This is a genomic window from Pseudanabaena sp. FACHB-2040, from assembly GCF_014696715.1.
In the GTDB taxonomy this organism is placed as follows: Bacteria; Cyanobacteriota; Cyanobacteriia; order Phormidesmidales; family Phormidesmidaceae; genus JACVSF01.
On record NZ_JACJQO010000016.1, the window covers coordinates 51,587 to 76,433 of the forward strand.

Here is a 24,847-nt window from a genome sequence, read left to right on the forward strand (position 1 = left end):
GGGTTTGCGATAGTTGCCAGTTAAAAAATCTTGAGTCGCCCTATCCGGATCCGAAGGAATTGTTAAGAGTATAGGAGTAGTTGTGTAGGGGTAACTTGAAAGAGCTGTCCCTACCCTTAACCCTTGGCTAGAGATTAACCGACCCATCAACAGGCGTGATAAACGGGCAAAGTCAACAGCTTGAGAGAGTCATACCAGAGCCAATAGCCCTCCAAGTAAAGGCAGCACAGGGATTTTTTGGGCTAAGACGGTTACTGCTCACCATAGACTTTTCTGCCCCTGCCTTACAGTTCCCTTCTCAAACCCTTTCAGGGTTGACTTCTCACAGCTACAGCGTTTCACTTGCAGCCAGAGCACCGAATTAGCCCTCTAACTCACGATTCCTCCAGCCAGTTCCGGTTCCAGCAAACGTCTTTTCCAGCAAACGTCTTTTCTTAAAGGACGTAAGGCAACTTCTGCCTGACCTACCTGCTCTGCAATCCCCGGCGTCCCATGCAACCGACCGACAATGCAATGGCTCCTGAAGGCTGGTCTAACGATTCTGGAGAGGCTGCGAAAGCAATGCTTGCTCCCGCTTTAGAGCCGTTTCTGCTGCCAGCCCAGACCTCTCTCTCCCTGGCAGCCCACCAGCATGCCTTGGCCAGCGTCATTGCCCACATTCGAGGCTCCCTAAACCTCGATACCATCTTCCAAACTACAGCTACCCAGGTACGCCAACTGCTGGGGGCCGACCGAGTGGGCGTTTTTCGCTTCTTCCCTGACCATCCGTCGGAAGGAGCGCTCGTAGCCGAAGATGTAGCTGAGGGCGTGCGTTCGGTACTGGCCCAACCCATTCAAGACCACTGCTTTAGCGATCGCTTTGCCCCCCTCTACAAAGAGGGGCGTATCAACGCCGTTTCGGACTTTGAAAATCAGAACCTAGAGCCCTGCTACCTGGATCTGATGCGGAGTCTGCAGGTGCGGGCTAACATCGTAGCTCCCCTATTGGTCGGCAGCCGCCTGTGGGGACTATTGTGCATCCACCAATGTCGAGGCCCCCGTCAGTGGCAGCCCACCGACATTGAGTTTGTCCGACAAATTGCTGATCACCTCAGCATGGCGCTGCACCATGCCGATCTGCTGCAGCAGGCCCGGGCCCAGACAGAGCAGCAGCGGGCCCTAGCAGCCGTGATCGCCAGAATTCGCAACTCCCTAAATTTAGACAAGATCTTTCAGACCACGGCAACGGAGGTGCGCCAGCTTTTAGAAGCAGACCGGGTTGGGGTGTTTCAGTTTTCTTCGCAGCAGGACTGGGCTGGGCATCTGGTAGCTGAAGACGTGGCCCCAGGCTGGCGCTCGGCCCTAGCTGAACCGATTGAGGATAACTGCTTTGGGGAACGCTTTGCCGCGCTTTATCAGGAAGGCCGCATCAACGCTGTCTCAGACTTTGATACAGACACCTTTGAGCCCTGCTACCGCAGCCTAATGGCCCATCTCCAGGTGCGGGCCAATATCGTGGCCCCCCTGATCAACGGCAAGACGTTGTGGGGACTGCTCTGCATTCATCAGTGCCGAGGGCCGCGCCAGTGGCAGCCCACCGAGATTGAGTTTGTCCGGCAGATCTCTGAGCATCTCAGCATTGCGCTACAGCAGGCTGGTGTGATCGAGCAGGTGCAGCAGCAGTCGGCCCAACTGGCCGAAGCCGCCGAGCGCCATCGAGCCGCCGAACGCCATCGGGCACTGGCCACGACCATCGACAAGATCCGCCAGTCTCTCGATATCGACACCATTTTCCAGACTGCTACTGCAGAAGTTTTGCACCTGCTGGAGACAGAGCGAACCGTCATCTACCGCTTCAACGCCGACTGGAGTGGCGAGTTTGTGGCAGAGTCGATGACCCCTGGCTGGCTGGCCCTGATGAAGCATTACCACACCCATGCCGATAGCTGCCTGCAGCAGAATCAAGGGGGCCGCTACCGCCATAACGAACCCCATGCCGTAGCTGATATTTTTACAGCAGGCTACGCCGACTGCCACATCGCTGTGCTGGAGGCTTTTCAGGCTAGAGCCTTCATGATCGCCCCTATTCTTCAGGGCAATCAGCTGTGGGGCCTGCTGGCCACCTATCAAAATTCTGGCCCCCGCCAGTGGGAAGCCCATGAGCTGTACTTGTTATCTCAGGTGGGTACTCAGTTGGGCGTGGCGCTACAACAGGCTGAGTATGTCAGGCAGGTGCAGCACCAGGCCAACCAGCTACAGCGGGCGGCAGAGCGGGAAAAGGCCGTTGCCAAAACCGTAGACCGAATTCGCCAGTCTCTAGATATTGCCACTATTTTTGAGACCACCACCCAAGAGGTGCGGCTGCTGCTGGGGGTGGAGCGGGTCGCTATCTACCGTTTTCACAGTGATTGGAGCGGTGAGTTTGTAGCTGACTCAATTGAGCACGACTGGCAGCCTGCCCAAGCTCCTGTCCTGCCGGCCTACCCCTCGCTGCCGGGTCAATCAGCCCAGCCGTATCCTCGCCACGAAACCTTTGTGCCGATTCTTCAGGGCGATCGGCTGTGGGGCTTACTGATGGCCTACCAGAGCGCTCCTCGCCACTGGCCGGAAGACGACATCGCGCTGCTGGCTCAGCTCGGCACTCAGCTAGGTATGGCACTGCAGCAGGCCGAGCTTTGGGAGCAAACCCGGGCTCAGAAGGAAGAACTCACCCACACCCTAGCCACCCTTCAGAGATCCCAAACTCGCCTGATTCAGAGCGAAAAGATGGCTGGGCTGGGGCAGCTAGTAGCTGGTGTAGCCCACGAAATTAACAATCCCATTAACTTCATTGCTGGCAACCTGGCCCCAGCCCGGCAGTATGCAGATGACCTGCTGCAGATCCTCAGCCTTTATCAACAGGAGTGTACGCAACCTAGTCGGGATCTGCAGCGGGCTATGGAAGCAGCAGATCTAGACTTTTTGCGGCAGGACCTGCCTAAGACACTGGCCTCAATGTCTGTGGGCACCGAGCGCATCCGGCAAATCGTGCTCTCTCTGCGGAACTTCTCTCGCTTAGACCAGGCCGAGATGAAGCCCGTAAACCTGCATGAGGGCCTAGATAGCACCCTGCTAATCTTGCACCACCGCTTTAAAGACCGGCCAGAGCTACTAGAGATTGAGCTGGTTAAGCAATACGGGGAACTGCCTTTGGTAGAGTGCTACCCGGCCCAGCTCAATCAGGTCTTTATGAATGTCCTGAGTAACAGCATTGATGCCCTACGCGAACGGCAGCAGCAGTCTCCCCTAGAGCCAGACTACACGCCTCAAATTTGTCTGCAGACAAAACAGGTTAAGACTAACTGGGTGCGCATTCGGGTTACAGACAATGGCTTAGGCATTCGCCCTGAGATTCAACATCGGCTGTTTGATCCCTTCTTTACCACCAAGGATCCGGGTAAAGGAACGGGGCTAGGGCTGTCTATCAGCTATCAGATTGTTGTAGAAAAACACGGCGGCCAGCTCTACTACGCCCCCAAGGCAGGTGGCGGCACGGAGTTTACCATTGAGGTGCCCGTACAGCAGCCCAGTTTTCTCAAGTAGCAGCTGCCGCTCAAGGACAAAGCATTACTACTAAGTATGCAATTTTGCAAAGCCTTGGCACACTAGAATAGTGAGGAAAGCCAAAGGAACTCGTTGCATTGGTTCTTGATTTAGCCAAATTATTTCCGTTTCCGCTGGATGAGTTTCAGCTTCAGGCTGTGGAGTCGCTCGACCAGGGTAAGTCGGTGGTGGTGTGTGCGCCAACGGGTTCCGGCAAAACCCTAATTGGGGAGTACGCTATTTACCGGGCGCTTGACCACGGTAAGCGGGTCTTTTACACGACTCCTCTCAAGGCCTTGTCCAACCAAAAGCTGCGGGACTTTCGTAATCAGTTTGGGCCAGAGAATGTGGGCCTGCTGACGGGTGACAGCTCGATCAACCGGGATGCCCCTGTGGTGGTCATGACCACTGAGATTTTTCGCAACATGCTCTACGGTACCCGTATTGGCGAGACTGGCACCACGCTGCAGGACGTGGAAGCGGTGGTGCTAGACGAGTGCCACTATATGAACGACCGACAGCGGGGTACGGTTTGGGAAGAGTCGATTATCTACTGCCCACCAGAGATTCAGCTGCTGGCGCTTTCGGCAACGGTTGAAAATAGCGACCAGCTGACGGACTGGCTGCAAAAGGTGCATGGCCCCACTCAGCTGATTTATTCTGACTTTCGCCCGGTGCCGCTGGAGTTTCACTACTACAACGGCAAGGGCCTTTATCCCTTGCTGAATGAAAGCAGGACCAGTATTCATCACCGGCTCAAGAGCCGCCGCAAACCCCAAGGGCGCAGACCCAATCAGGGGCCGAAGGAGCGCGTCAGCCTGTCTGCAGTGGTGAGCCAGCTGCAGGAAAAGGACATGCTGCCTGCGATTTACTTTATCTTCAGCCGTCGGGGCTGTGACCGGGCGATCGATGAGGTGGCTAGCCTATCTCTGGTTAACGAGGCTGAGGCGGAGCAGCTCAAAGAGCGCATCGACACCTTTCTCAGCTGGAACCCCGATGCTGGACGCGCTGGGCAGGTTGAGCAACTTTATCGGGGCATTGCTGCTCACCACGCCGGAATTTTGCCGCTCTGGAAGGGGTTGGTGGAAGAGCTATTTCAGGCGGGGCTGATCAAGGTAGTCTTTGCTACGGAGACGCTGGCAGCAGGCATTAATATGCCGGCCCGCACCACGGTTGTTTCTACCCTATCTAAGCGAACTGACAGTGGGCACCGCCTGCTAACGGCTTCTGAGTTTCTGCAGATGTCGGGCCGGGCCGGGCGGCGTGGCATGGACGAGCTGGGGCATGTGGTGACGATAGAAACGCCGTTTGAAGGGGCCAGGGAGGCCGCTTACCTGGCAACCGTCGGCCCTGATCCGTTGGTCAGTCAGTTTACCCCTAGCTACGGCATGGTGCTAAACCTGCTGCAAACTCACACTTTAGAAGAAGCCAGAGATCTTATTGAGCGCAGCTTTGGCCAGTACCTAGCCACTCTACACCTAACTCCCCAGCAGGAGGCCATTGCCCGGCTCGAAAGCGAGATTGCTCGGCAAAAGGCCCAGCTAGAGAATGTGGATGAGGCGATTTTAGCTGATTATGCCAAGCTCAAGGAGCGGGCTAAGGAAGAACGCCGCCTGCTGAAGATTTTGCAGCAGCAGGCGGCTGAGGTGCTGTCGGAGGATGTGGGACAGATGGTGCCGTTTGCGATCGCAGGCACCATTCTCTCCCTTAAAGGCAAGCACGTGCCCGTGGCCGAACCGCTGCCCGCTGTGCTGGTGCTCAAAGTCCCCGGCTCGGGCCAGTTCCCCTATTTGATCTGCCTCACCCAAGACAATCACTGGTACGTTGTGGCTGGATCAGACGTGGTGGGCCTTCATGCTGACTTCCCCCGGCTGCAGCAGGTAGACCCGCTGATCCCACCTCCAGAAATGCCGGTGAGACCAGGGCAGCACCGCAGCGGCGATGCTCACACAGCCACCATAGCCGCCCGCATTCCCTCGCCGCCACCGCTGGAGATGATGGCCCCAGAGGTCAAAAACCAGCTCGACCGACTGCGGCAGATAGAAACTCAGATCGACAAGCATCCAGCCCGCCAGTGGGACAACCCCAACGCCCTACTCAAGCGACAGAAGCGGGTAAAACAGCTAGAGGAAGAGTTTTACGAGCGGATTCAGAAGCTATCAGAATACACAGGCCGCTACTGGCAGGAATTCCTCAGCATTACCGAAATTCTGGACTATTTTGGTTGCCTAGAAGACCACAAACCCACCTCAATGGGAGAGGTCGCCGCTGCAATTCGTGGCGACAACGAACTTTGGCTGGCACTAGCGCTGGCCTCGGGTGAACTCGACCATCTCACCCCGGCCCAATTGGCTGCCGCCTGCGCTGCCCTAGTCACCGAAACCGCCCGGCCTGATAGCTGGAGCGACTACAGCCTCTCATCCACGGCAGTAGAAGCACTAGAAGGGCTACGAGGCATTCGCCGAGAGCTGTTTCAGCAGCAGCATCGTCGCCATGTGGTCGCGCCGGTGTGGATGGAGTATGAGCTGGTAGGGCTGGTAGAGCAGTGGGCCAACCAAGTTGAATGGGCCACCTTGGGCCAAAACACCAACCTAGATGAGGGAGACGTGGTGCGCATGCTCCGCCGCACCCTCGATTTTCTCTCCCAGATTCCCCACGTGCCCTACATTTCAAACGTCTTGCGAGGCAATGCCCGGGAAGCGATTGAGAGCATGAACCGCTTCCCGGTGAATGAAGAAATCGCCTGACGTTAGCCCCAAACCTACCGCAGCTGCAGCATGGACTGGTGCATGAACCAGTCTCGCACCTGATCAAGACTGTCGGCAGCGATCAGTTTGTCTAAGCGCTCACCCTGGTTGAAGTTACGGGCGATCTCAGCTAGCTGGGTGAGGTGGTCCTGGGTTGAGCGCTGGGCCGGGCTGAGCAGCAGCAGCACCACATGCACCGTTTTTCCGGCTCGCTCATGGGGCACACCTTGGGGGTGAACACCCAGAAAGAGCTGGGTTTCCTTCAGCCCCTGCACCCGCGCGTGGGAAATAATTACCCCCGGTAAAATTTCGCTGGCGTAGCCAACATCGTCGTAAACCAAGGATTTGAGAACGGCCCAGTGTTGGGGATCTTCTTTGGGCATGGCTGTCGTGAGCAGCTCTTCTACGGTTCTTTCATAGGACGAGGTCGTCAGGTTTAGCTTCACCCGCTCCTCAGTCAGAATTTCGGGTAGCCCTCGGGGCTGTAAAGCTCCATAGTTACGGGCATCTCGCTCGGAGGGATAGAGCACCAAAAAGCTGGCATTTAGATCAGCTAGCGCCTGGGGTAGCTGGGCTAGCTGACGCTCATAGGCCAGAGTGCGCTCACGGGCACTGACCAGCACCACCAGATCGTTACTGCTAGAGAAGTCCTGCAGCTCTGTGCGCACACCTTGCCAGTTGGGCACCTGAATAAAGCCAGTCGTGACTTCGATCGCAATGGATTCAAAGTGCTGCCGGAATCGCTCAGGGTCGTCTTGCACCACCAGCACCTGCAGCTGGGTACCGAGTTGGGAGGCTAGGTGCTTGATCGATCGCACTGTCTCATAAAAGCCCAGGTTGTGATCGACCAGCGGCGGCAGCAGCACCACCAGCCGCTGGAACGTGTTGATCGGGTGATTGAGCTTGCACACCCACACCTGTTGGGTAGAGCGCTCTAGCACCTGGTCAATCACAGTGCCAAAGATGCGCTGCTGAGTCGAGCGGGCTCCATTCCAGCCGATTACAATGTCGCTGACACGCCGCTCAGTGGCCGCATCAATAATGCCTGAAGCGGGGTTGCGGGCCACTCGAGTGACGGGGTTAACCGGGATGTCCATCTCCGCCGCGTGAACCACCGCGTGAGCGAGCAGCCGCTCGGCTCCTGCAACCTTGCTTTCAGTGTTGTCGGCGTCGGCTTCTTCTGCGATCGCAGTCAGCGGAAACACCGCCTCCTCAGATTTTTCATCTCGCAGCATGGCCGCCAGGTTGAGCAGCATTTCCGAAGTCGCCGGGTTTGCCAGGGGCACCAGAATGCGCTGCGGCGCTTGACGCGGTTCGTAGAGCTGTTCTTGCTCTTGCCGGGCCACTTCCTTGCCAAAGCGCTCCACCACCCAAGGACCGAGAACGCAAGTAGCAAAGATCATCATCACTACTCCGTTCAAAACATCGTCGCCAATAATGCCCAGCTCATAGCCCACCAAAGTTGCGGCCAGAGTCGCTGCGGCCTCACAAGTAGATAGGCCAAAGATCAGCCAGCCCTGGGCATTGGAATAGTTATAGATGCGGCGGGTAATGCCGGCTGCAACAAATTTAGTACCAACGTTGGTTGCCAGCATGGTGCCCATCACCAGCCAGGCGGTAGGACTACTGGCCAACACCGAAACATCGACCAGCAGGCCAATGAAGATCAAAAAGAAGGGAATGATGAAGGTTTCGCCAAAAAACTGAATCTGGCTCATCAACCGACTGCGCTCAGGAATCAGCCGATTCAGCGTTAGCCCCACCAAAAACGCGCCCAGAATCGCTTCGGTGCCCACGGCCCGCGCTAGGTAAGCCCCAATAAAGACCACCGCCAGCACAAAGACAAACTCGCTCTTGCCGCCATCACTGACATTGCGAAAAAACCAGCGAACCAAAATCGGCAGCAGATAGACCACCGCTGTCACGTAAATCACCATCGACAGCGACAGCGTGACCCAAAACCTGGCATCTAGATCGCCTTGCACCGAGCGGGCTATCACCACCAGCACTAGCAGCGCCACCGTATCGGTAAGAATGGTGCCGCCCACGGTCGTTACCACCGCATCGTCTTTGACGATGCCCAGGCGGCTGACAATCGGGTAGGGCACCAGGGTGTGGGAAGCAAACATGCTGGCGACCAAAATCGAAGCCGCCCAGTCAAATCCCAACAGCCTAAAGATAATGGTGCCCGTTACTTGGGGAATGGTGAAGGTAATGATGCCAAAGACAAGACTGCGATCGCGGTTTTTACGAAACTGGGTCATATTGATTTCCAGTCCCGCCAAAAACATGATGTAGAGCAGGCCCACATTGCCTAGCAGCTCAATTGCCTGCCCCCGCTCCAGCACATTGAGCACACTGGTTCCCAGCACCACCCCTGCCACGATCGGACCAATAATTCCCGGCAGCCGAAAGCGCTCAAAGAGCAGCGGCGTTACCAGAATAACAACCATGCAAATGCCAAAGATCAAGACTGGATCCTGCACCGGCAGGGGAAGGCCCAAGATCGACTCCATGCATCACTCCTTTTGGGTAGACAAACCTAAGAACTGGCCTAAGAACCGGCCCAAAGAACGGCATAGTTCCACGTTGAGCGGACCAGCCGTTTGTCCCTTGCGGTATCGCACACTTGCGAGACAGTTTGAGCCTCCTGATGAGAGTTCCAAGACTGGGCATCTACCGATGCCTGAACGGCCATCACCGAGCAAGGGGCATGGAGCACAACGTGCGTGGTCGTGCTGCCAAAGATATGCTGCTTTAAGCCCGGTTTACCGTTGTGGCCCAGCAAGATTAGGTCTGTATCCCAATCGCGGGCAAATCGGCAAATCTGACTGCTGGCATCGCCCGTAACACAGGTAATCTCTGCCGCTACCCCTTCAGCCTGGGCCAGCAAAGCCTGGTCATAAAGCCACTGCCAGGCTGTGTTGACTTCATCTAGGTGCAGTTCTTGCAGGCGCTGCAGACGGCTGGGGCTAGCCAGCCCGACTCCAGCATCTAGATAGGTGCCCCAGTTTTCTAAAGTTCTGAGGCCAACGCAATGGATCAGCATCAGCTGGCTGTAGTGCTGCTGGGCCAACGCTAGGGCCTGCTGAAACACACGGGCAGAGGCAGGTGAGCGATCGAGGGCCGCCAGAATCCGCTTGAATCTTGGGTTCATTGAACGTTCTCCAGAGTCGAGGCAGGTACAGTAAGCAAGTCAATGCGTTACCAGCCAAGGACACTGATGAGTTCAACCAGTTGTAAAAAAGGTGACTCCCAGTCTCCTCTCAATGCCGACGAAGTTAGCTGACGGGCTAGGACTGAGAGATGTCCCTCTTGGATACTGGCAGAGCATCTGACGACACCTGACCTTTTTTCCAAGACACGCCCCAAAGAGTGGTTCCTCCGCTTCAACCGCTTTGAAGTTCTTAAAAACCCGAAACGGCTGAATTAGGCTGACTTACTTGAAACTTAAAGGGGATTATAGCACCGGCTCAAAAAGGGGGGCTCTCTACCGTCGGGGATAAGTCTGCTGCCCTTGTTATGCCTCTGCAGGCATTCATTAAATATCCTTCGAGTAATCCTGAGCCGCCTCACTATCGTCTGCAGCGGCTACGCCTAATCATTGCGAATGAAGCTGTCGATAAAGCAATCTCTAAATTTGCGGGGTCTAGACTACAAGCAAGGTCGAAACATCTCTTTGGCTCTCCCTGGAAAGCAATGGCCTTTGGGTTGGTGATTGCGATCGCAGTTTAAGGCTCCAGCATTACCCCCCTGTCATCATTCCGATTATTGTGCTTGGGTAGGGGCAGCACTGCATTTGCACAACAATGTAACTACGGTTAGACTTGGCGACCAGGTTCTGACCGCTGTCGTAGGCCAAGGCTGTAGCGGGTAGAGCCAACATTCGTCAGAAAATGAAAGGGGCGCACCTGGGAGTTGAGAAAGCCGGGGGCCCGCAGAAAGATCACGTTTCCAGGGGTTGTGTCGAGCTGCACCGCGCCTGTTCCCTGGCGGTCATCGCAGCGGTAAAACTCGGCCTGCCCACCGAGATTCACCAAAGCAATCAAGTTAATTGCCCAGAGGCTGTCCCGGTGGGGCGTAATACCGAGTTGCCCAGGGGTGTAGCGCTGCAGCACCGCTGCATTCCAGCAGAAGGGAGTGCTGAAAGGGGTAGTGCCTAATTGGGCCAAGGACTGATCTAAAAGCGCTTGAAAAGCCTGCTGAAACTCTGCGAACAGACCCGTTGTTGCCTCTAGCTCACAGGAGCCATAGTCTGTTTTGACAATACGATCGCTCGTGCCATAGACCGACCGCTCCAAGCTGTAGTCGTAACTTGTTGCTGCCCGATGTAGTGCCTGCCTAGCAGATTCTGTCAGCAGGGGAACTGAGACCGCTCCTTCTGCAGCGAGGTCGGTCAAAATACCCTGCATGTCAAAGGCTGAAATAAAGAACGTATTACCTGCCAGCCCTATACGTTCAGCATATCACTTTGCTATCTGAGCTAGGCTATCTAGCGAGCAGCCTGGTGAGATAAGACCGGCTTTTAGTTCTAAATAGATTGCGATCGTCCGGGCTTTTCTATCGTTTGGTTTAACGCAGGTTCTAGTTACCCTTTCTCGCCATCCAAAAGGAACCCCGCTGTATTTTGCGCTTCACTATTGAGTAAGTTGGAAAGTGCTAAGTAGGCGGCCCAAAATAGTTATTTCGAGCACAGCACCTAACCCCAAGAAACTAAAAAAAGAGTCCCAGGCACCGGTTGGCAATCTTTTAGACACGCTAAGGTCTTTTATCAAAGCGAATGATCTTTTTAGTTAAGTGCCGTCTGTAGGGCTAAACTTTAGTGTAATTTGAAAAGCTACAACTAAATTTTTGCAAACCAAATAGGCTACCAGCCTTGAAGCATCAGCCCAAGTATGTACTTGAGCCGATGTTTCAACACAGCCAGTCCTTGAGCGAGGTGGAAAACTACCTCGCTTAAGGGCTAGGTATTCAATTGTTTGACCCCTCGCTCCTAAATCTTTGAGCATTCATGGCCATCACTAATCGAATTCGTTTCAATAACCTACAGGGCGATCTTTTTGGCGGCTTAACGGCTGCCATCATCTCTCTACCCCTAGCTTTAGCCTTCGGGGTGGCCTCCGGAGCCGGGGCCATTGCGGGGCTATATGGAGCCGTTTGCGTTGGCTTCTTCGCAGCTTTGTTTGGCGGCACTCCCACGCTGATCTCTGAGCCGACCGGCCCGATGACCGTAGTGATGACGGCCATCATCGCCAGCTTAACGGCGAGCAACCCTGAAAATGGGCTAGCGATGGCTTTTACCGTGGTCATGCTAGCAGGCGCTTTTCAGATTGTTTTTGGCTTGTTTAAGCTGGGCAAGTACGTCACCTTGATGCCCTACAGCGTCATTTCTGGCTTTATGTCAGGCATTGGCGTGATTCTGATCATTTTGCAGATTGCGCCGTTTTTGGGGCAGGCCGCACCTAAGGGCGGCGTTATGGGCACAATAACAGCCTTGCCCCAGCTGCTCTCTGATATCAACCCGCCTGAGGTGATTTTAGGAGTGTTGACGCTGGCCATCATTTTTTTGATGCCTAAGAAGTTCAAGCGGTGGGTGCCACCCCAGCTGGTGGCCCTGATTGTGGGAACGATCGTGTCGCTAGTGGTCTTTCAAGACGCCGATATTCGCCGGATTGGGGAAATTCCGGTGGGGCTGCCGACACTGCAAGTACCGACCTTTAGCGCTGGTCAGCTGACCGTGATGTTTGTAGATGCCATCATGCTGGGGCTGTTGGGCTGCATTGATACCCTGCTGACGGCGGTGATTGCCGATAGCCTTACCCGCACCGAGCATCAGTCTAATAAGGAACTGATTGGCCAAGGCATTGGCAACATGGTCTCTGGGCTGTGTGGTGGATTGCCTGGAGCAGGGGCAACGATGGGCACCGTAGTTAACATTCAAACCGGGGCGGGGTCGGCGCTATCGGGTTTGTCTCGGGCTTTAATTTTGCTGGTGGTGGTGTTGGGTGCGGCCCGTCTAACGCAGCCCATTCCCATGGCGGTGCTGGCCGGGATTGCCCTGAAGGTGGGAATTGACATTCTTGATTGGAGCTTTTTGAAGCGCTCTCACAAGGTATCCGTCAAAGGCTCCATGATCATGTACGGGGTGCTGCTGCTGACAGTCTTTGTTGATCTGATTGTGGCTGTGGGGGTTGGGGTATTTATTGCCAATATTCTCACGATTGAGCGGTTGAGTAATCTACAGTCTCAGGAGGTCAAGCTGATTGCCGACCTAGACGATGATGTGCGCTTGAGCGAAGAGGACCGGCAGCTACTAGATCGGGGCAACGGCCGAGTGCTGCTGTTTTACCTGAGTGGCCCGATGATCTTTGGCCTATCCAAAGCCATTGCCCGCGAACACAACGCCATGAAAGAAGCTGATGCTCTAGTAATGGATCTAACCGACGTGCCTATGATGGGTGTGACCGCTTCTTTGGCTATCGAAAATGCGATCCGAGATGCCTACGACAAAGGCCTGAAGATCTTTATGGTGGGGACCAGCCCCAAGATCCAAAGCCGTTTAGAAAGCCTGGGAATTTTTTCGCTAGTTCCACCTGAGCACGTTTTGAGCGATCGCACCCAAGCCCTGCGGCAGGCCGTTGAGTTGGTTCAGGGAAAGCAGTTTATGGAGGCTTGAGGAGGCCATCAGGGGATAAAAGTTTTGAGTTTTGAAGGTTAAGCGCCGAATTAATCAGCGCCGCCAAACTGAGACTCAGCAATTCTCCCCTGCTCTCCCCTTCTGCCCTCGGCCTCTCTTTAGAAATCAATTTTCGCAAACGCCTCAGAAGCCTCACTAGCCCGATTAAGTCTCATCAAAGCAGTTCCCCGACCGTACCAGGCAGCGGTGGCGTTGGGATCTAGTTCGATGGCTTTGTCGTAGGCTGCGATCGCATCTTCAAACCGGCCCATCCGCAGCAGCACGATACCGCGATTGACCTGGGCCTCGGTGGAGCTGGGGTCAAGCCGAATGGCTTTATCGAGGTCAGCCAGGGAGTCGTTTAGGCGGCCCAGGCTCCAAAGTGCTCCGGCCCGGTTGATCCAGAGGGAAGCTGTGGCAAGGTCAAGGTTGAGGCGCAGCACCTCGTCGTAGGCAGCCAATGCCTGGGCGTGTTCTCCAGTGGTGCTGAGGAGCCGCCCCTGGTTAAACCAGGCCGGGGCATAGCTTGGGTCTAGCTTGATGGCTTTCTGAGTCGAGGCTAGAGCCTCTTCAGGTTGCTCTAGATGCCAGAGAATAACGGCCCGGTTGTTCAGAGCTGCAGCAGAGTCAGGCTGTAGCTCTATAGCGCGGTTAGCTGCGGCTAGACCCTCGTCGTACCGCCCCACGCCGCCTAGAGCTTGGGCCTGCTGGTCCCAAATCTGGCTAGGGGTGAAGCTGCCCCAAACGCCATCTCCCTGCAGCGCCCGATCGATAGCTTCAAGGGCCGGTTCGTGCCGCTGCAAATGGTTGAGGGCGGCGGCCTGACCCATCAGTGCCCGAGAGGAGTCGGGCTTGATCTGGGCAGCTTGCTGAAAAGCATTGAGCGCATCATCGTAGCGACCCAGGCTCTGCAACACCTGTCCTTGGTCAGCCCAGAGGTCGGCGTTTTTTGGATCTTGAGCACGGGCTTGGTCAAAAGCTGCGATCGCAGCTTCACCGCGACCCAGCTGTGCCAGTGCCCGTCCTTGAAGATGCTGCACTTGGGCCGAGGTTACCTTGCCCCAGTTTTGATTGATCGCTGTGGCCTCTTCACAGGCAGCTAGCCCATCTTCATAGCGGCCCAAGGCCAGCAGGCTACGGCAGCGATCGACCAGCACATCTGAGCGCTTGTCTTGAACCCGCAAAGCCCGAGCATAAGCCCGCAGCGCCTCCTCATGGTGGGTCTGCTGTGCCAGCACCTGACCCCTGAGGTGCCAGGCATCGGCGGGAGACGCCTGGCCCCACGACCGAGCTGCTGATAGCGCTTGATCACAGGCCTCTAGCGCAGCTTCTAAGCTGCCCATCTTGAGGAAGGTGCGGCACTGATAGGTCAAGCTTTGAGAGTGGCGCGGCTGTCGGTGCAGCACGTAGCTATAGCTAGCCAACGCCTCGGTCTGTAAGCCCAAGCCTTCCAGGGCCTGCCCGCGATGGACCCAGATTTCTAGGGCATCGGGCTGTAGGGTGAGGGTGCGATCGCAAGCAGCTAACGCCTCAGAGAACTGGCCCTTACTCACTAGCGACTGACACAGGTCTGACCAATAGTTCAGATCCTTAACCTCGGGAGTGCTGACCTGCTCCTGGCTAGATTCTTGCGGGGTTTCAGCAGACTCAGGCTGAGCAGAGGCCGATGCAGCCGCAGTGAGGGTTGTCGAGGGCGCAGGCAAGTCCTGATTACTCGTAGCATTTACGGCTGATGTCATAGCTCCCTTTAGATCTGGAACCTGAGACAGCGAGTATTCAGGAGTCGGCTGGGCCGAGGGAGCCGGAACAGCCTCCGGTTTTGCCTCAGGCACCTGGGCCACAGGGGCTTCAGGCTCAGCCGGAGCGGGTTGCTCGGCCTGTGGCTGAGTCTCTATTTCTGCCATCGGATCGACCTCAACCCAGCCCCCGTCAGTCTTGCGGCGCACCTCAAAGTGCAGGTGTGGCCCGGTTGAATAGCCCGTAGTGCCCACATGGCCCACTACGGTGCCCCGCTCTACCAAGTCACCCGCTTGCACCATCACCTCCGACAGGTGAGCATAGAAAGTGTCTAGAGTGCCGTCGTTGTGCTCAATCTGAACTGCCAGCCCGTAGCCGCCATTCCAGTCAGCCAGTTTAATTCGTCCGCTTAACGCCGCTAGCACAGGAGTGCCTTGGGGCGCGCCAAAGTCTGTGCCTGCGTGAAAGCGACGAGACCCGCTGATCGGGTGGGTGCGCCAGCCAAAGGGAGACGTGACCGGAGCCTCTGCCGCCAGCGGAAAGATCATGCTGGTGGGGGCTGGGATGGGGGGCTTGCTGACGTAAGCCAACGTCTCCGGTGGAGGCGGCATTTCTGGGGTGATACGGGCGGGCGTAGCGGGCACCAGCGCCTCAAGGTTGACTTCTGCCGGGGCCAAAACCGCAGACTGAGAAGGCGGCACAACAACGGGAGTGGATGCAGCCAGCTCAACAGGTGCTTCTGGGAGAGCTTCTGAGGGAGCTTCTGAGGGAGCTTCTGAGGGAGCTTCTGGAGCAGGCGCTGGGGCAGGTTGTGGAGCCACGTCTGGAGTTGCATTCGGTCGAGAAAACAGCCTGAATTGGCGAGGGGCAGGCACTGCCGCCGCTGCTGTTGCCACCTCGGCAGGGGTCTCCTCTGGGTTCGATGTCGGCGTTGCAGTGGGTATTGCAGGCTCGCTCTGAGCGGCTGTTAGCGGTTGAGGCGGCGTCCAGGCCTCAATCTTGGCTAAGATCTCGGCCCGCTGATCGGGGGGTAGCAGTTGGGTCATCTGCCGAGCCCGCTCTAGCTGACCCGACTCGGCTAGCTGCAGGGCCAGATTAGCGGCGGCTGTCGTCAAATAGGGGTGAATCGTTGCCAGATTCTCCTCCTCGGTCGGAGCTGAACTGGTATTGGTCACGGCCGGAGCGGTCACGACCGGAGCAGGCACAGCTGGAGCGGTTATAGCTGGAGCCGTCACAGCCGGAGCTGTTCTGGAGGAAAGCGGCGGAGCCATACGTGGCAGGGTTGACTTGAGCTGTGGAGACTGCCTTTGGGTCAGCATGCGGCGCTTTATGTCGGCAATTGCAGTGGGTAAGCGCGAGGTGATGACTGAGGCCGAGGCTAGTGTGGGGTGAGAAAAAGACTGTTGCTTTGAGGTTTCTGGGGTGGGGGTTGTTCTAGTGACAGGGCTGGCTTTGAATAGTTTGGTCTGGCCCGTATCGTCGGCTCCGCGTAGGGGTGGCAGAACAAGGGGCTCTTGGGCCATTGTGGTGGCTGCGAAAGAATCCCAGGCTGCGATCGCAACCAGGGTACAGAGCGTCATATTCGGAGCGCGCATGGAACCTCTACCCGTTAAGAAAGCAAGAGTCTTTCGGCGGTCACGATCTTTAGCCGGTGATGCAATAGACGCAGAGACTTTCGTCTACTTTTTGCCGTCTGTTTCAACCAGCACAGTCTTGCTAAGCCTGGGACTCAGGGGACAAATCATCGGCACAGTGAAATACTTCCGTATACCTCAAGGCCAATCAGGAATTTATTTCTAAAGGTGGTAGACATGAACAAAATTTTTCTCCCCGAACCCGAAGTTTGGGGCTGCCGAGCGACCTCGGGCTGCTGGTTCTCCAGTTGCAAAAAAGGTGCTGCAGATAGGGCGTAGGAGAGTGGATAGGTGAATGGGCAGCGGTATTTAGAAATTGGTATAGGAGCTGATCTTGGTCAGTCGTTTGTGTGTAGCCGCTAGTGTGTAGCCGCTAGTGACTCAGGTAGAAACGGCGGCACTGACCTACCACGGGTTCCTAATTTTCCCTTAAACGACCAGTCTCACTGACGTTACTCCTTCACGCAGATCATGCTGCCGTTTAACCCAAACTTGCCGGAGACTCCGCCGAAACAGCGGGGCCAGCCGCATGATCAGCGCCCGCGCCAATCGGTTCTTACGCAGCTTATCTCCCTGACCGGCTTCCCGTTGCTGCAGCTGTTGAGCGCGAATAATCTCCGGTTCACGCTCTGCCTGAATCTGCCCGAGTGCCTGATCAATTAATTCAGGGCTAGCGCCCGCCATCAGCACAGGCACTAAATAATTTGCGGCCACAATCACATCGCGCAGAGCCAAGTTGATCCCCTGCGCCCGCACCGGAGACATGGGGTGAGCCGCATCTCCCAACAGCAAAACCCCTGGCTTGTGCCAGGACGGGCAGCGACCTACCACCACCGACAGCCGAATTGGTGGCTCAATCGTGTCTGCACTGTTGCGAAAATGCTCTGCTAGCCAGTCTGGAGATGAAGCCGCAAACACCTCTGCCCAGTTCGCCTGCTTCCGGTCCGTTTTATCCTCAGCAAAAAGGACCCAGGCTAGGTGCAGCTTGCCTGCTTCCGCTCCATGAAAAACGCTGAACCCACTATCACCCTTGAGAATCGTGCAGAACACGTTGTCTTCAACAAAGCGGGGATGCGCTGCCAACTTGAACCAGAGCACACCAATATCCTGCGGCTGCTTCACGAGTTCTAGTCCTGCCCGCTGCCGAATGATTGAATTTCTCCCGTCTGTGCCGATCACCAGATCAGCGGCAATCTCTCGGCCATTAGCTAGCTTGACGCCGATGATGCGATCGCTCCCAAGGGCCGGTCTTTGACCATCGCAACTCCACACCAAATCTTTGACGGCCACCCCCTGAACAAACTCAAACCCCTCATAGGGCTGGGCCTCAGCAATCAGAGCTTCTAGCAGGGGCGGTTGCGATACCAGCGTGCAGGGCTGGCTAGACCCCATTGGTTCTTCGACTCGAAATAGCTGAGTATCGCCCACGATAAACTCCCAAGCATCGAGCGGGCGGTGCGGGATTTGCTCTAGTACCTCAGACAACCCCATCTGCTGCAGCGCATCAAGCCCGCTCGGCATCAGCCCCTCTCCCCGAAATACCCGGTGAAAGTCTTTGGTCACTTCCACCAGCGTCACGGCTATACCGCGCCTGACCAGCAGCAGGGCCAGCGCTGCACCCGCCGGGCCTGCTCCCACAATGACAACCTGCGCCATTAGTCTTGTCCTACACGAGTCGGGGTATCTCCTAGCTTATCTACACCAGTAACGTCTGTACGAAACCGTTTTGCAGCGTAATTTACAATGCTCGGCAAGAGTAGACGTGACTGCTCAATTGTTTGACAAGGTTGAACTTTGATTTCTGGCGCTGGGTCAGCAATCAGCCGAAACGGCCTTCGCACCCAATACAGCCCGTAGAAAAAGACCTCGCGCAGTAAAAACTCTAGCTGACTTTGAAGTCCTGTGTAGCGAGTAGTGGGGGTAGGGGCCGAATATGCATCTATGCCCAACTCTCTGGCCATAGTGACCGAACGCCGCAGGTGCAGTGGGTCACTGACAATCAACACTCGACCTAACTGCTGTTGGTCGATGATCTGCTTTGCTCCCTGTAAGTTTTCCCAGGTGATTTTAGAGGTGGTTTCGCAAACCGTGTCTTCAGCCGCAACCCCACGAGCAATGGCATAGCGGCTAGCAACAATCGATTCGGCGAACTGGTCATTAGCCCCTACCCCACCTGTAAAAATCACGAGCCTCACAGTGCCGGCTTGGTAGAGGTCAATGGCGTGGTTAATTCGCTCTGCAAAGACTGGCGAAGGCTGCTCATCCCAAACGGCAGCACCCAAGACGATGGCGGCGTCTGCTGGCGAGGAGTCGCTTTTCAGAGAAAAGGCGTAAATATCCAGGCCGAGCAGCGTGAGCCATCCTGCCAAACCGCAGCCAGCCAGTATTGCTAGCCTTAGCCGTTGTGATTCTCCAAGTTTCTGCCACATCTGCTGATAGGGCTCCTGCCAGATCAATTTGAAGCAAAGCTAGCTTAAAAGCCGAGTCGCAAGGCGGATCGCGTCGAAGGGAGCATGCACCTTTGCATCATTGTCGAAATACACATAGACATCTCGTTGTCTGCTGATTGCAGCCTGCCCAAGCACAATTCGACGGCTATCTTCCGGTTCGCCCCCTGTACGCCACGCCTGTATCCGCTCGGCCCACCCCTTAAGCTGTTCATCTGTGTAACCACTCGTGTAAAGCTGCTCAGCTCCATGCAGGCGAATGTAGACAAAGTCAGCCGTGATGTCTTCTGCATACGGCCATGTGCCTGCCGTATCAGCAAAGACCAGAGCAGCATTGTGTTGGCGCAGCAGTTCGATGAAATCGTTTCCAAAGAAACTTGGATGGCGCACCTCGAATGCATAGCGGAGCGGTCTGCTATGGAGCGCTGTCGTCCATGCTCGCTCTGGCGCAAGGGTGTTTTCCTCAGCTAGGGCACTCGCTTCATCAGGCGTGCCGGGGAGCTGCTTAAGGAAGGCTACAAACCGGGCCGGATCATAGCTCCACTGGGGCGGAAATTGCCAGAGAATCGGCCCCAGCTTTTCGCCCAAGAGCAGCAGGCCAGAGGCAAAAAAGTTGGCCAGCGGAGGACGAATATCGCGCAGCTTCTTCATGTGGGTGATGAAGCGACTGCCCTTAACGGCGAAAACAAAGTCAGACGGCGTCTCTGCAGCCCACTTGCGGTAACTTGAAGGCCGCTGGAGGGAATAGAAAGAGCCGTTGATCTCAATGGAGTTCATGCGCTGGCTCGCGTATGCCAGCTCACGCTGATGTGACAAGCCTGTAGGGTAAAAGGCTCCGCGCCAAGCTGCATAGGTCCACCCTGAGATTCCTATGCGAAGTTGGGTCATGGTAATCCTAGCTGGTTTCATCTAGTGTAACCGTGGGTTTTGCCAGGACATTTTTAGGAGGGTTTAGGTGGATTGCGATCGCAACTCCACCCCTATCTCTGGCGGCTATCCCCTGGATAAACTCAAACTCTCACAGCGTTGTGCCTAGCCCTTAATGCAACAAAAAAATTGAGACAAGGGTATCTGCCCTGTCTCAATCACAATCATCTACAAACTCAGGCTTTGATCCGGTTACTTAATTCGATTACTTAATGAACAGCATTTCTTGGTAAGTCGGCAGCGGCCAGAAACTATCTGCAACTTCACCTTCCAGTGCATCTGCATATTGGCGCACCTCATCCATTAGAGGGCGAAGGGTTTGGGCGCAATACTGCATCTTTTCTTCTGTTGTGGCAAAATCATGCTGGCCTAGAGCCTCACTCAGCTGGCCGGTTGCCGCCACTAGAGACTTCGTCAGGTCAGCAATTTTGGTGGCGCTCTCCTTCTCAAAGTCGATGCCCAAGCTAGACAAACTGGCAATGGTGGACGAAAGCTTTGACAGGTACTCTAATGCTGCCGGGTAGATGATAGTTTTGGCCATGCTAACCACAAGCTTGGCTTCCACTTCAATAGACAGAATGTATTGCTCTGAATACACCTCAAAACGGCTTTCAAGCTCAACCGGAGTCAGTACGCCAGTTTTTTTGAAAAGGTCTTCGATGTACTCTGCTTTGAGAATCGGTAGAGCGTCGGCAGTGGTGCGCAGGTTTGCCAAACCCCGATCCTCAACCGCGACTTTGTGCCATTCTTCGGAATAGCCATTGCCGCCAAAGACAACAGCACCATGTTCTTCCATCACTTCTTTGAGCACGGTGATGATCGCCGTACTGAGGTCTGCTTCGCTAGACAATTCCCTTTCCAGGCGATTGCCGATCCAATCTAGAGAATCTGCCAGCATCGTATTCAGCGCAATCAGCGGGCCTGATACCGATTGGCTTGATCCGACAGCTCGAAACTCAAATCGGTTGCCGGTGAAGGCAAACGGTGAGGTGCGGTTGCGATCGCCAGCATCTTTGGTGAGATGGGGCAACACGTCCACGCCCAAATCCATCACCCCTTTTTGCCTCGACTCTGTAACTGTGCCAGTTTTGATCTGTTCAAAGACTTCCTCTAGCTGCGTCCCTAAGTACACAGACATGATGGCGGGAGGCGCTTCATTGGCCCCTAGCCTATGATCGTTGCTGGCCGTAGCAATGACTGCCCGCATCAGCGAACCGTACTTGTGCACACCGCGAATCACGGCACCACAAAAGACCAGGAACTGAGCATTCTCATGGGGAGAATCGCCTGGATCGAGCAAATTTCCTTGAGTGGCGTTCCCCACTGACCAGTTGACGTGCTTGCCAGAACCGTTGATGCCTGCAAACGGTTTTTCATGCAGCAGGCAGTTAAACCCATGCTTTTTAGCGGTATGGCGCAGCACTGTCATGAGTAGCTGCTGATGGTCACTGGCTACGTTCGCAGATTCAAAAAAGGGCGCGATTTCAAACTGGCCGGGGGCTACTTCGTTGTGCCTGGTTTTTGCCGGAATGCCTAGCTTGTAGAGCGTTTCTTCAACATCCTGCATGAAGACTTGAACCCGCTCTGGAATCGCGCCAAAGTAATGGTCGTCAAATTCCTGACCTTTAGCCGGAGCTTTACCAAAAAGGGTGCGTCCAGCCAGCAGCAGATCAGGGCGCTGACTGGCAAAATTAGTGTCTACTAAAAAGTATTCCTGCTCAGCTCCGCAGCTAGAACTGACCCGAGCAACATTAGCATGACCCAGGAGTTTTAGAACCTTGTTAGCAGCTTTGTCCATTGCGGTGATGGAGCGTAAAAGCGGCACTTTTTTATCGAGTGCTTCACCCGTCCACGACACGAAAACAGTGGGAATGCACAACGTTGAGCCGTTGTCTGTTTCCATGATGTAGGCAGGGCTGGTCACGTCCCACCCGGTATATCCCCGCGCTTCAAAGGTATCGCGAATACCGCCATTGGGGAACGAAGACCCATCTGGCTCTCCCTGCACCAGCACTTTGCCAGAAAATTCTGAAATAACGCTGCCGTCTCCCTGCACAGCAATGAAGCCGTCGTGCTTTTCTGCCGTCAGGTTGGTCATTGGGTAAAAGACGTGGGCGTAGTAGAGCGCCCCTTTTGACACAGCCCAGTCTCTCATTGAAGTGGCAACGGTATCTGCAATAGAGGGGTCTAGTTTTTCACCTGTGAGAATCGTCTTTTTGATAGATTTGAAGACGGCTTTGGGGAGACTCGCCTGCATTTTGCTGAGGTTGAAGACGTTCTCGGCCCATATTTTTTCCAGGCGTTCTGGAGGTTTGGGCGGCATCAGTTCCCGATTGATAATCTGACGAACTGCTTGAACGCGAGCTTCATTTCCACTCATAAATTTTTCCCCTAAGGAGTTGACCGTCTGATGGTACTTAAAGCAAATCTTTGAAATAGACAGCAGATATACCAAACCCTAGTTATTCAGGGCTAAGTGTGAGTATCTTACCGAAAACCTGGCAGAGCAATTACAAGTAAGTCGTTGGAGTCTGTAATCCGATCAGACCAATCTCAGAAACTTTCACTTTGGCGAGTTGCAGTAAAACCGATCTCCACAAGCAGAAAAATCAGCGTTACTAAAATCGAGAAACCTTGGCATCGTATCTAAAGCTCAAAGGCTACAAGGCATGCAGCCTTAAGCTTTCAAGCACTGCGCTTTGAATCTGCGAATTAGTAACGCCTCAAGAAATATGGAGTAATTCAAGACTTAAGCCTGAATTCATTGCATTTTTCCCATGAATGGCAAGCTACTGTTGTACTGAAAACTACAGAATTCCACTGTATCGCACACCTTGAAAGCCAGTGCTAGCGGATCAAATCAGTGGCAGCAGGTCAGCTTTAACTTAGGGATGCTGGCTTTGGTTGGTTGCGATCGCAAACTCCACTGCAGCCTCTGCATGAATTCGGGTGGTTGGGAACAGAGGCACAGCTACGTCTTCGTCTTCAACCAGCAACTCAATCTCTGTGCAGCCTAGAATAATGCCTTCTGCCCCTGCTTGAACCAACCGAGTCATAACATCAACGTATTGTTCTCGGGACTTTGAATTGACAATACCGAGGCACAGTTCCTCATAGATAACACGATGGACGATGGCTCGCTCATCATCATTGGGAACTATCACATCTAAACCATGTTTGTGAATCAGTCGCCCCCTGTAGAAATCTTCCTCCATCGTAAAGCGAGTTCCCAACAAGCCAACTCTTCGCATACCGTTTGCTTGAACGCGTTGAGCGGTTGCATCAGCAATATGGAGAAAAGGAATTTGAATACTGGCCTGAATTTCTTCCGCCAGTTTATGCATTGTATTGGTGCAAAGAATCACGAAATTTGCCCCTGATCGTTCAAGACTTTTCGCAGCTTCGATCATGAGCGTTGCCGCTTCTTGCCAGCGGCTCTGATGCTGTAAAGCTTCAACCTCTGCAAAGTCAACTGAAAACATCACGCTCTTAGCAGAATGCAGCCCACCGAGCTTGGCTTTGGTTGTCTCATTGATGATGCGGTAATACTCAATCGAAGACTCCCAACTCATGCCGCCAATTAGCCCAATTGTTTTCACAGTGACGCCTCAACTGACAGCGAGTGATTGGCCCTTAACAGTTTAGTTGAATATTTCACAGCGGGTTGCGATCGCACTCTGATACGTGCAATTGCATTCTCCCAATACTCTTGGTGCTCATCATTGTCAGCCTTGGGAAGCACAAAGCAATTCACCCAAGTACTAACGCTGCCAGAGCCAAGAACAGCGTAAAGGCAAGGTCTAGGCATTTATTTAGACAAAGCTTGGGTCCGAGTTAATTCAGCGTTTCTCTATCATCTGCCGTATTGGCTGAGGTACAGGAAGACCTAAAAGCCTCTTGTAGTCAGGTGTGGAGCGTATCTTGCAGCCTAGAAAAGGCTGCAACACAATCTGGCAACAGCAGACAGTCTTTCCTCTTCCTCCAACAGCTAGACTCAATCTCTAACTGTAGAGCGATACAAATCAAGCGATAGATCGTAAGTATACAAGTGTTAGAGAAGAATATGGCTTGTTGATCAGCTGCGTTGATCAGCCATATGTAAGCTTTGCGATTCTAGTTCTGCAAATCTCCGTAAAGAGATTCAAGAGCTACGGGCTTAACCACGGGCTTTAGAAGAGCCACATTTACCGATGGCTAGACACCCCAGGGTAATGATCACACTAGGCTGGTCAGTTTTAGGGGGTTAGTTTGGCTGAGCATGCGGTATTCAAGCAGTTAGTCCTGCGCTTACTCGAAGTTCTTCTTACGGGTTAATAGCTTTTTCTGTAATTTTTTCTGTAATTTGAGGATCAAAATTTATGCAATCACACCTGGAATTAAAAGGTTCAACATTGAAGAAGGTTCTTCCTCTGTCGCTACTTCTGCTTCTTATCCCTATGGCATCGTGCCGAGTAGAGCAAGAAGAAGCAGGTAGTTTACCTGATGTAGACGTGGAAGTGGAGCCTGGCAGTCTACCCGAATATGATGTTCAGGGACCCGATGTAAACGTTGGAGTAACGGAACGTACAATCACAGTGCCCAAGGTTATCGTGGTGCAGGAAGAAGAAACTGTTGAGGTTCCTTATATCGACGTTAATGTACCAGGAGCAGAGCGTCAGGAACGTACGATTACTGTTGAAGTTGAGGCTCCTTCTAGTGGCTACAACGTCGAAATTCAAGATGTTTACTCGGTAAACAACGAGTTGTGGGTCGTTTCTCAGCTTGCAGAAGTGAATCCGAATGCGCCACAGGCAACAGCACGAGTAGCCGATCGTATTGTCGTTAATGCCCCCGACATTCCTGTCCGCCACTATATTGTCGGAGAACGTCCTCTAGGCAGCTTCAACGAGCAGTATACTTTCGTAGGCACCCGCGAACAAATTAACTCTCAACTAGAGGCAGGGCGTCAACTCTACGATCGAGAACAGCCAGCTAATAGCTAGACGCCAGTCGGCTATGCCTGCATAAAGTAGGTTGAGATACCTTCCGTAAATGGGTGATGTTCTTGATGACAACCGTCGGCTTGAAGAGAGGCTGACGGTTGTTAAATGCTCAGTAGAAAGTCACTAGTTAGCCACA

General features: G+C 54.4%; 14 protein-coding genes and 1 riboswitch. Of the genes, 5 read left to right on the plus strand and 9 right to left on the minus strand.

Going from position 1 to position 24,847, the window contains the following annotated elements; all coding sequences use genetic code 11:
• Window positions 1–492: 492 nt before the first annotated feature.
• Window positions 493–3,561: a GAF domain-containing protein gene (locus H6G13_RS18475; RefSeq protein WP_199306362.1), complete on the plus strand. Its 3,069-nt coding sequence runs from the start codon at window positions 493–495 to the stop codon at window positions 3,559–3,561.
• 98 nt (window positions 3,562–3,659) lie between these two features.
• Complete coding sequence (locus H6G13_RS18480) at window positions 3,660–6,308, plus strand: DEAD/DEAH box helicase (protein WP_190485489.1); 2,649 nt, start codon at window positions 3,660–3,662, stop codon at window positions 6,306–6,308.
• 14 nt (window positions 6,309–6,322) lie between these two features.
• Here the strand turns inward: H6G13_RS18480 and H6G13_RS18485 are convergent, their stop codons facing one another.
• Window positions 6,323–8,824: a cation:proton antiporter gene (locus tag H6G13_RS18485; RefSeq protein ID WP_190485491.1), complete on the minus strand. Its 2,502-nt coding sequence runs from the start codon at window positions 8,822–8,824 to the stop codon at window positions 6,323–6,325.
• Window positions 8,825–8,862: 38 nt separating this feature from the next.
• Entirely contained in the window at window positions 8,863–9,465 is a 603-nt protein-coding gene (locus tag H6G13_RS18490) for a universal stress protein (protein ID WP_190485493.1), read from the minus strand.
• A 98-nt stretch (window positions 9,466–9,563) separates the two neighbouring features.
• Window positions 9,564–9,754: riboswitch (cyclic di-AMP (ydaO/yuaA leader) on the minus strand.
• 76 nt (window positions 9,755–9,830) lie between these two features.
• Here H6G13_RS18490 and H6G13_RS18495 point away from each other — a divergent pair.
• Window positions 9,831–10,043, plus strand: coding sequence for a hypothetical protein (locus H6G13_RS18495; protein WP_190485495.1), 213 nt, complete (start codon window positions 9,831–9,833; stop codon window positions 10,041–10,043).
• Between the two features lie 86 nt (window positions 10,044–10,129).
• On the opposite strand, the gene H6G13_RS18500 is transcribed toward H6G13_RS18495, so the two are convergent.
• On the minus strand, window positions 10,130–10,720 hold the full coding sequence (locus tag H6G13_RS18500; RefSeq protein ID WP_190485497.1) for a hypothetical protein: 591 nt from the start codon (window positions 10,718–10,720) through the stop codon (window positions 10,130–10,132).
• A 599-nt stretch (window positions 10,721–11,319) separates the two neighbouring features.
• Between H6G13_RS18500 and H6G13_RS18505 the strand changes: the two genes are divergently transcribed.
• On the plus strand, window positions 11,320–12,984 hold the full coding sequence (locus H6G13_RS18505; RefSeq protein ID WP_190485499.1) for a SulP family inorganic anion transporter: 1,665 nt from the start codon (window positions 11,320–11,322) through the stop codon (window positions 12,982–12,984).
• 119 nt (window positions 12,985–13,103) lie between these two features.
• On the opposite strand, the gene H6G13_RS18510 is transcribed toward H6G13_RS18505, so the two are convergent.
• From H6G13_RS18510 to H6G13_RS18535, 6 genes are all read right to left on the minus strand, one after another.
• On the minus strand, window positions 13,104–16,316 hold the full coding sequence (locus H6G13_RS18510) for a tetratricopeptide repeat protein (RefSeq protein WP_190485501.1): 3,213 nt from the start codon (window positions 16,314–16,316) through the stop codon (window positions 13,104–13,106).
• A 468-nt stretch (window positions 16,317–16,784) separates the two neighbouring features.
• Entirely contained in the window at window positions 16,785–18,011 is a 1,227-nt protein-coding gene (locus H6G13_RS18515) for an FAD-dependent monooxygenase (protein WP_190485503.1), read from the minus strand.
• Entirely contained in the window at window positions 18,011–18,784 is a 774-nt protein-coding gene (locus tag H6G13_RS18520) for a YdcF family protein (RefSeq protein WP_190485505.1), read from the minus strand. Before H6G13_RS18520 ends, H6G13_RS18515 begins: the two co-directional genes overlap by 1 nt.
• 39 nt (window positions 18,785–18,823) lie before the next feature.
• Window positions 18,824–19,690 (minus strand): DUF72 domain-containing protein, encoded by an 867-nt coding sequence (locus H6G13_RS18525; protein WP_190485507.1) that lies wholly within the window; start codon window positions 19,688–19,690, stop codon window positions 18,824–18,826.
• A 244-nt stretch (window positions 19,691–19,934) separates the two neighbouring features.
• Window positions 19,935–22,109: a glutamine synthetase III gene (locus H6G13_RS18530; protein WP_190485509.1), complete on the minus strand. Its 2,175-nt coding sequence runs from the start codon at window positions 22,107–22,109 to the stop codon at window positions 19,935–19,937.
• Between the two features lie 505 nt (window positions 22,110–22,614).
• The gene (locus tag H6G13_RS18535; RefSeq protein WP_190485511.1) at window positions 22,615–23,328 is read right to left on the minus strand and encodes an amino acid racemase; all 714 of its coding nucleotides are present in this window, start codon (window positions 23,326–23,328) and stop codon (window positions 22,615–22,617) included.
• Window positions 23,329–24,087: 759 nt separating this feature from the next.
• Between H6G13_RS18535 and H6G13_RS18540 the strand changes: the two genes are divergently transcribed.
• On the plus strand, window positions 24,088–24,711 hold the full coding sequence (locus H6G13_RS18540; RefSeq protein ID WP_190485513.1) for a hypothetical protein: 624 nt from the start codon (window positions 24,088–24,090) through the stop codon (window positions 24,709–24,711).
• The last annotated feature ends 136 nt before the right edge of the window (window positions 24,712–24,847 follow it).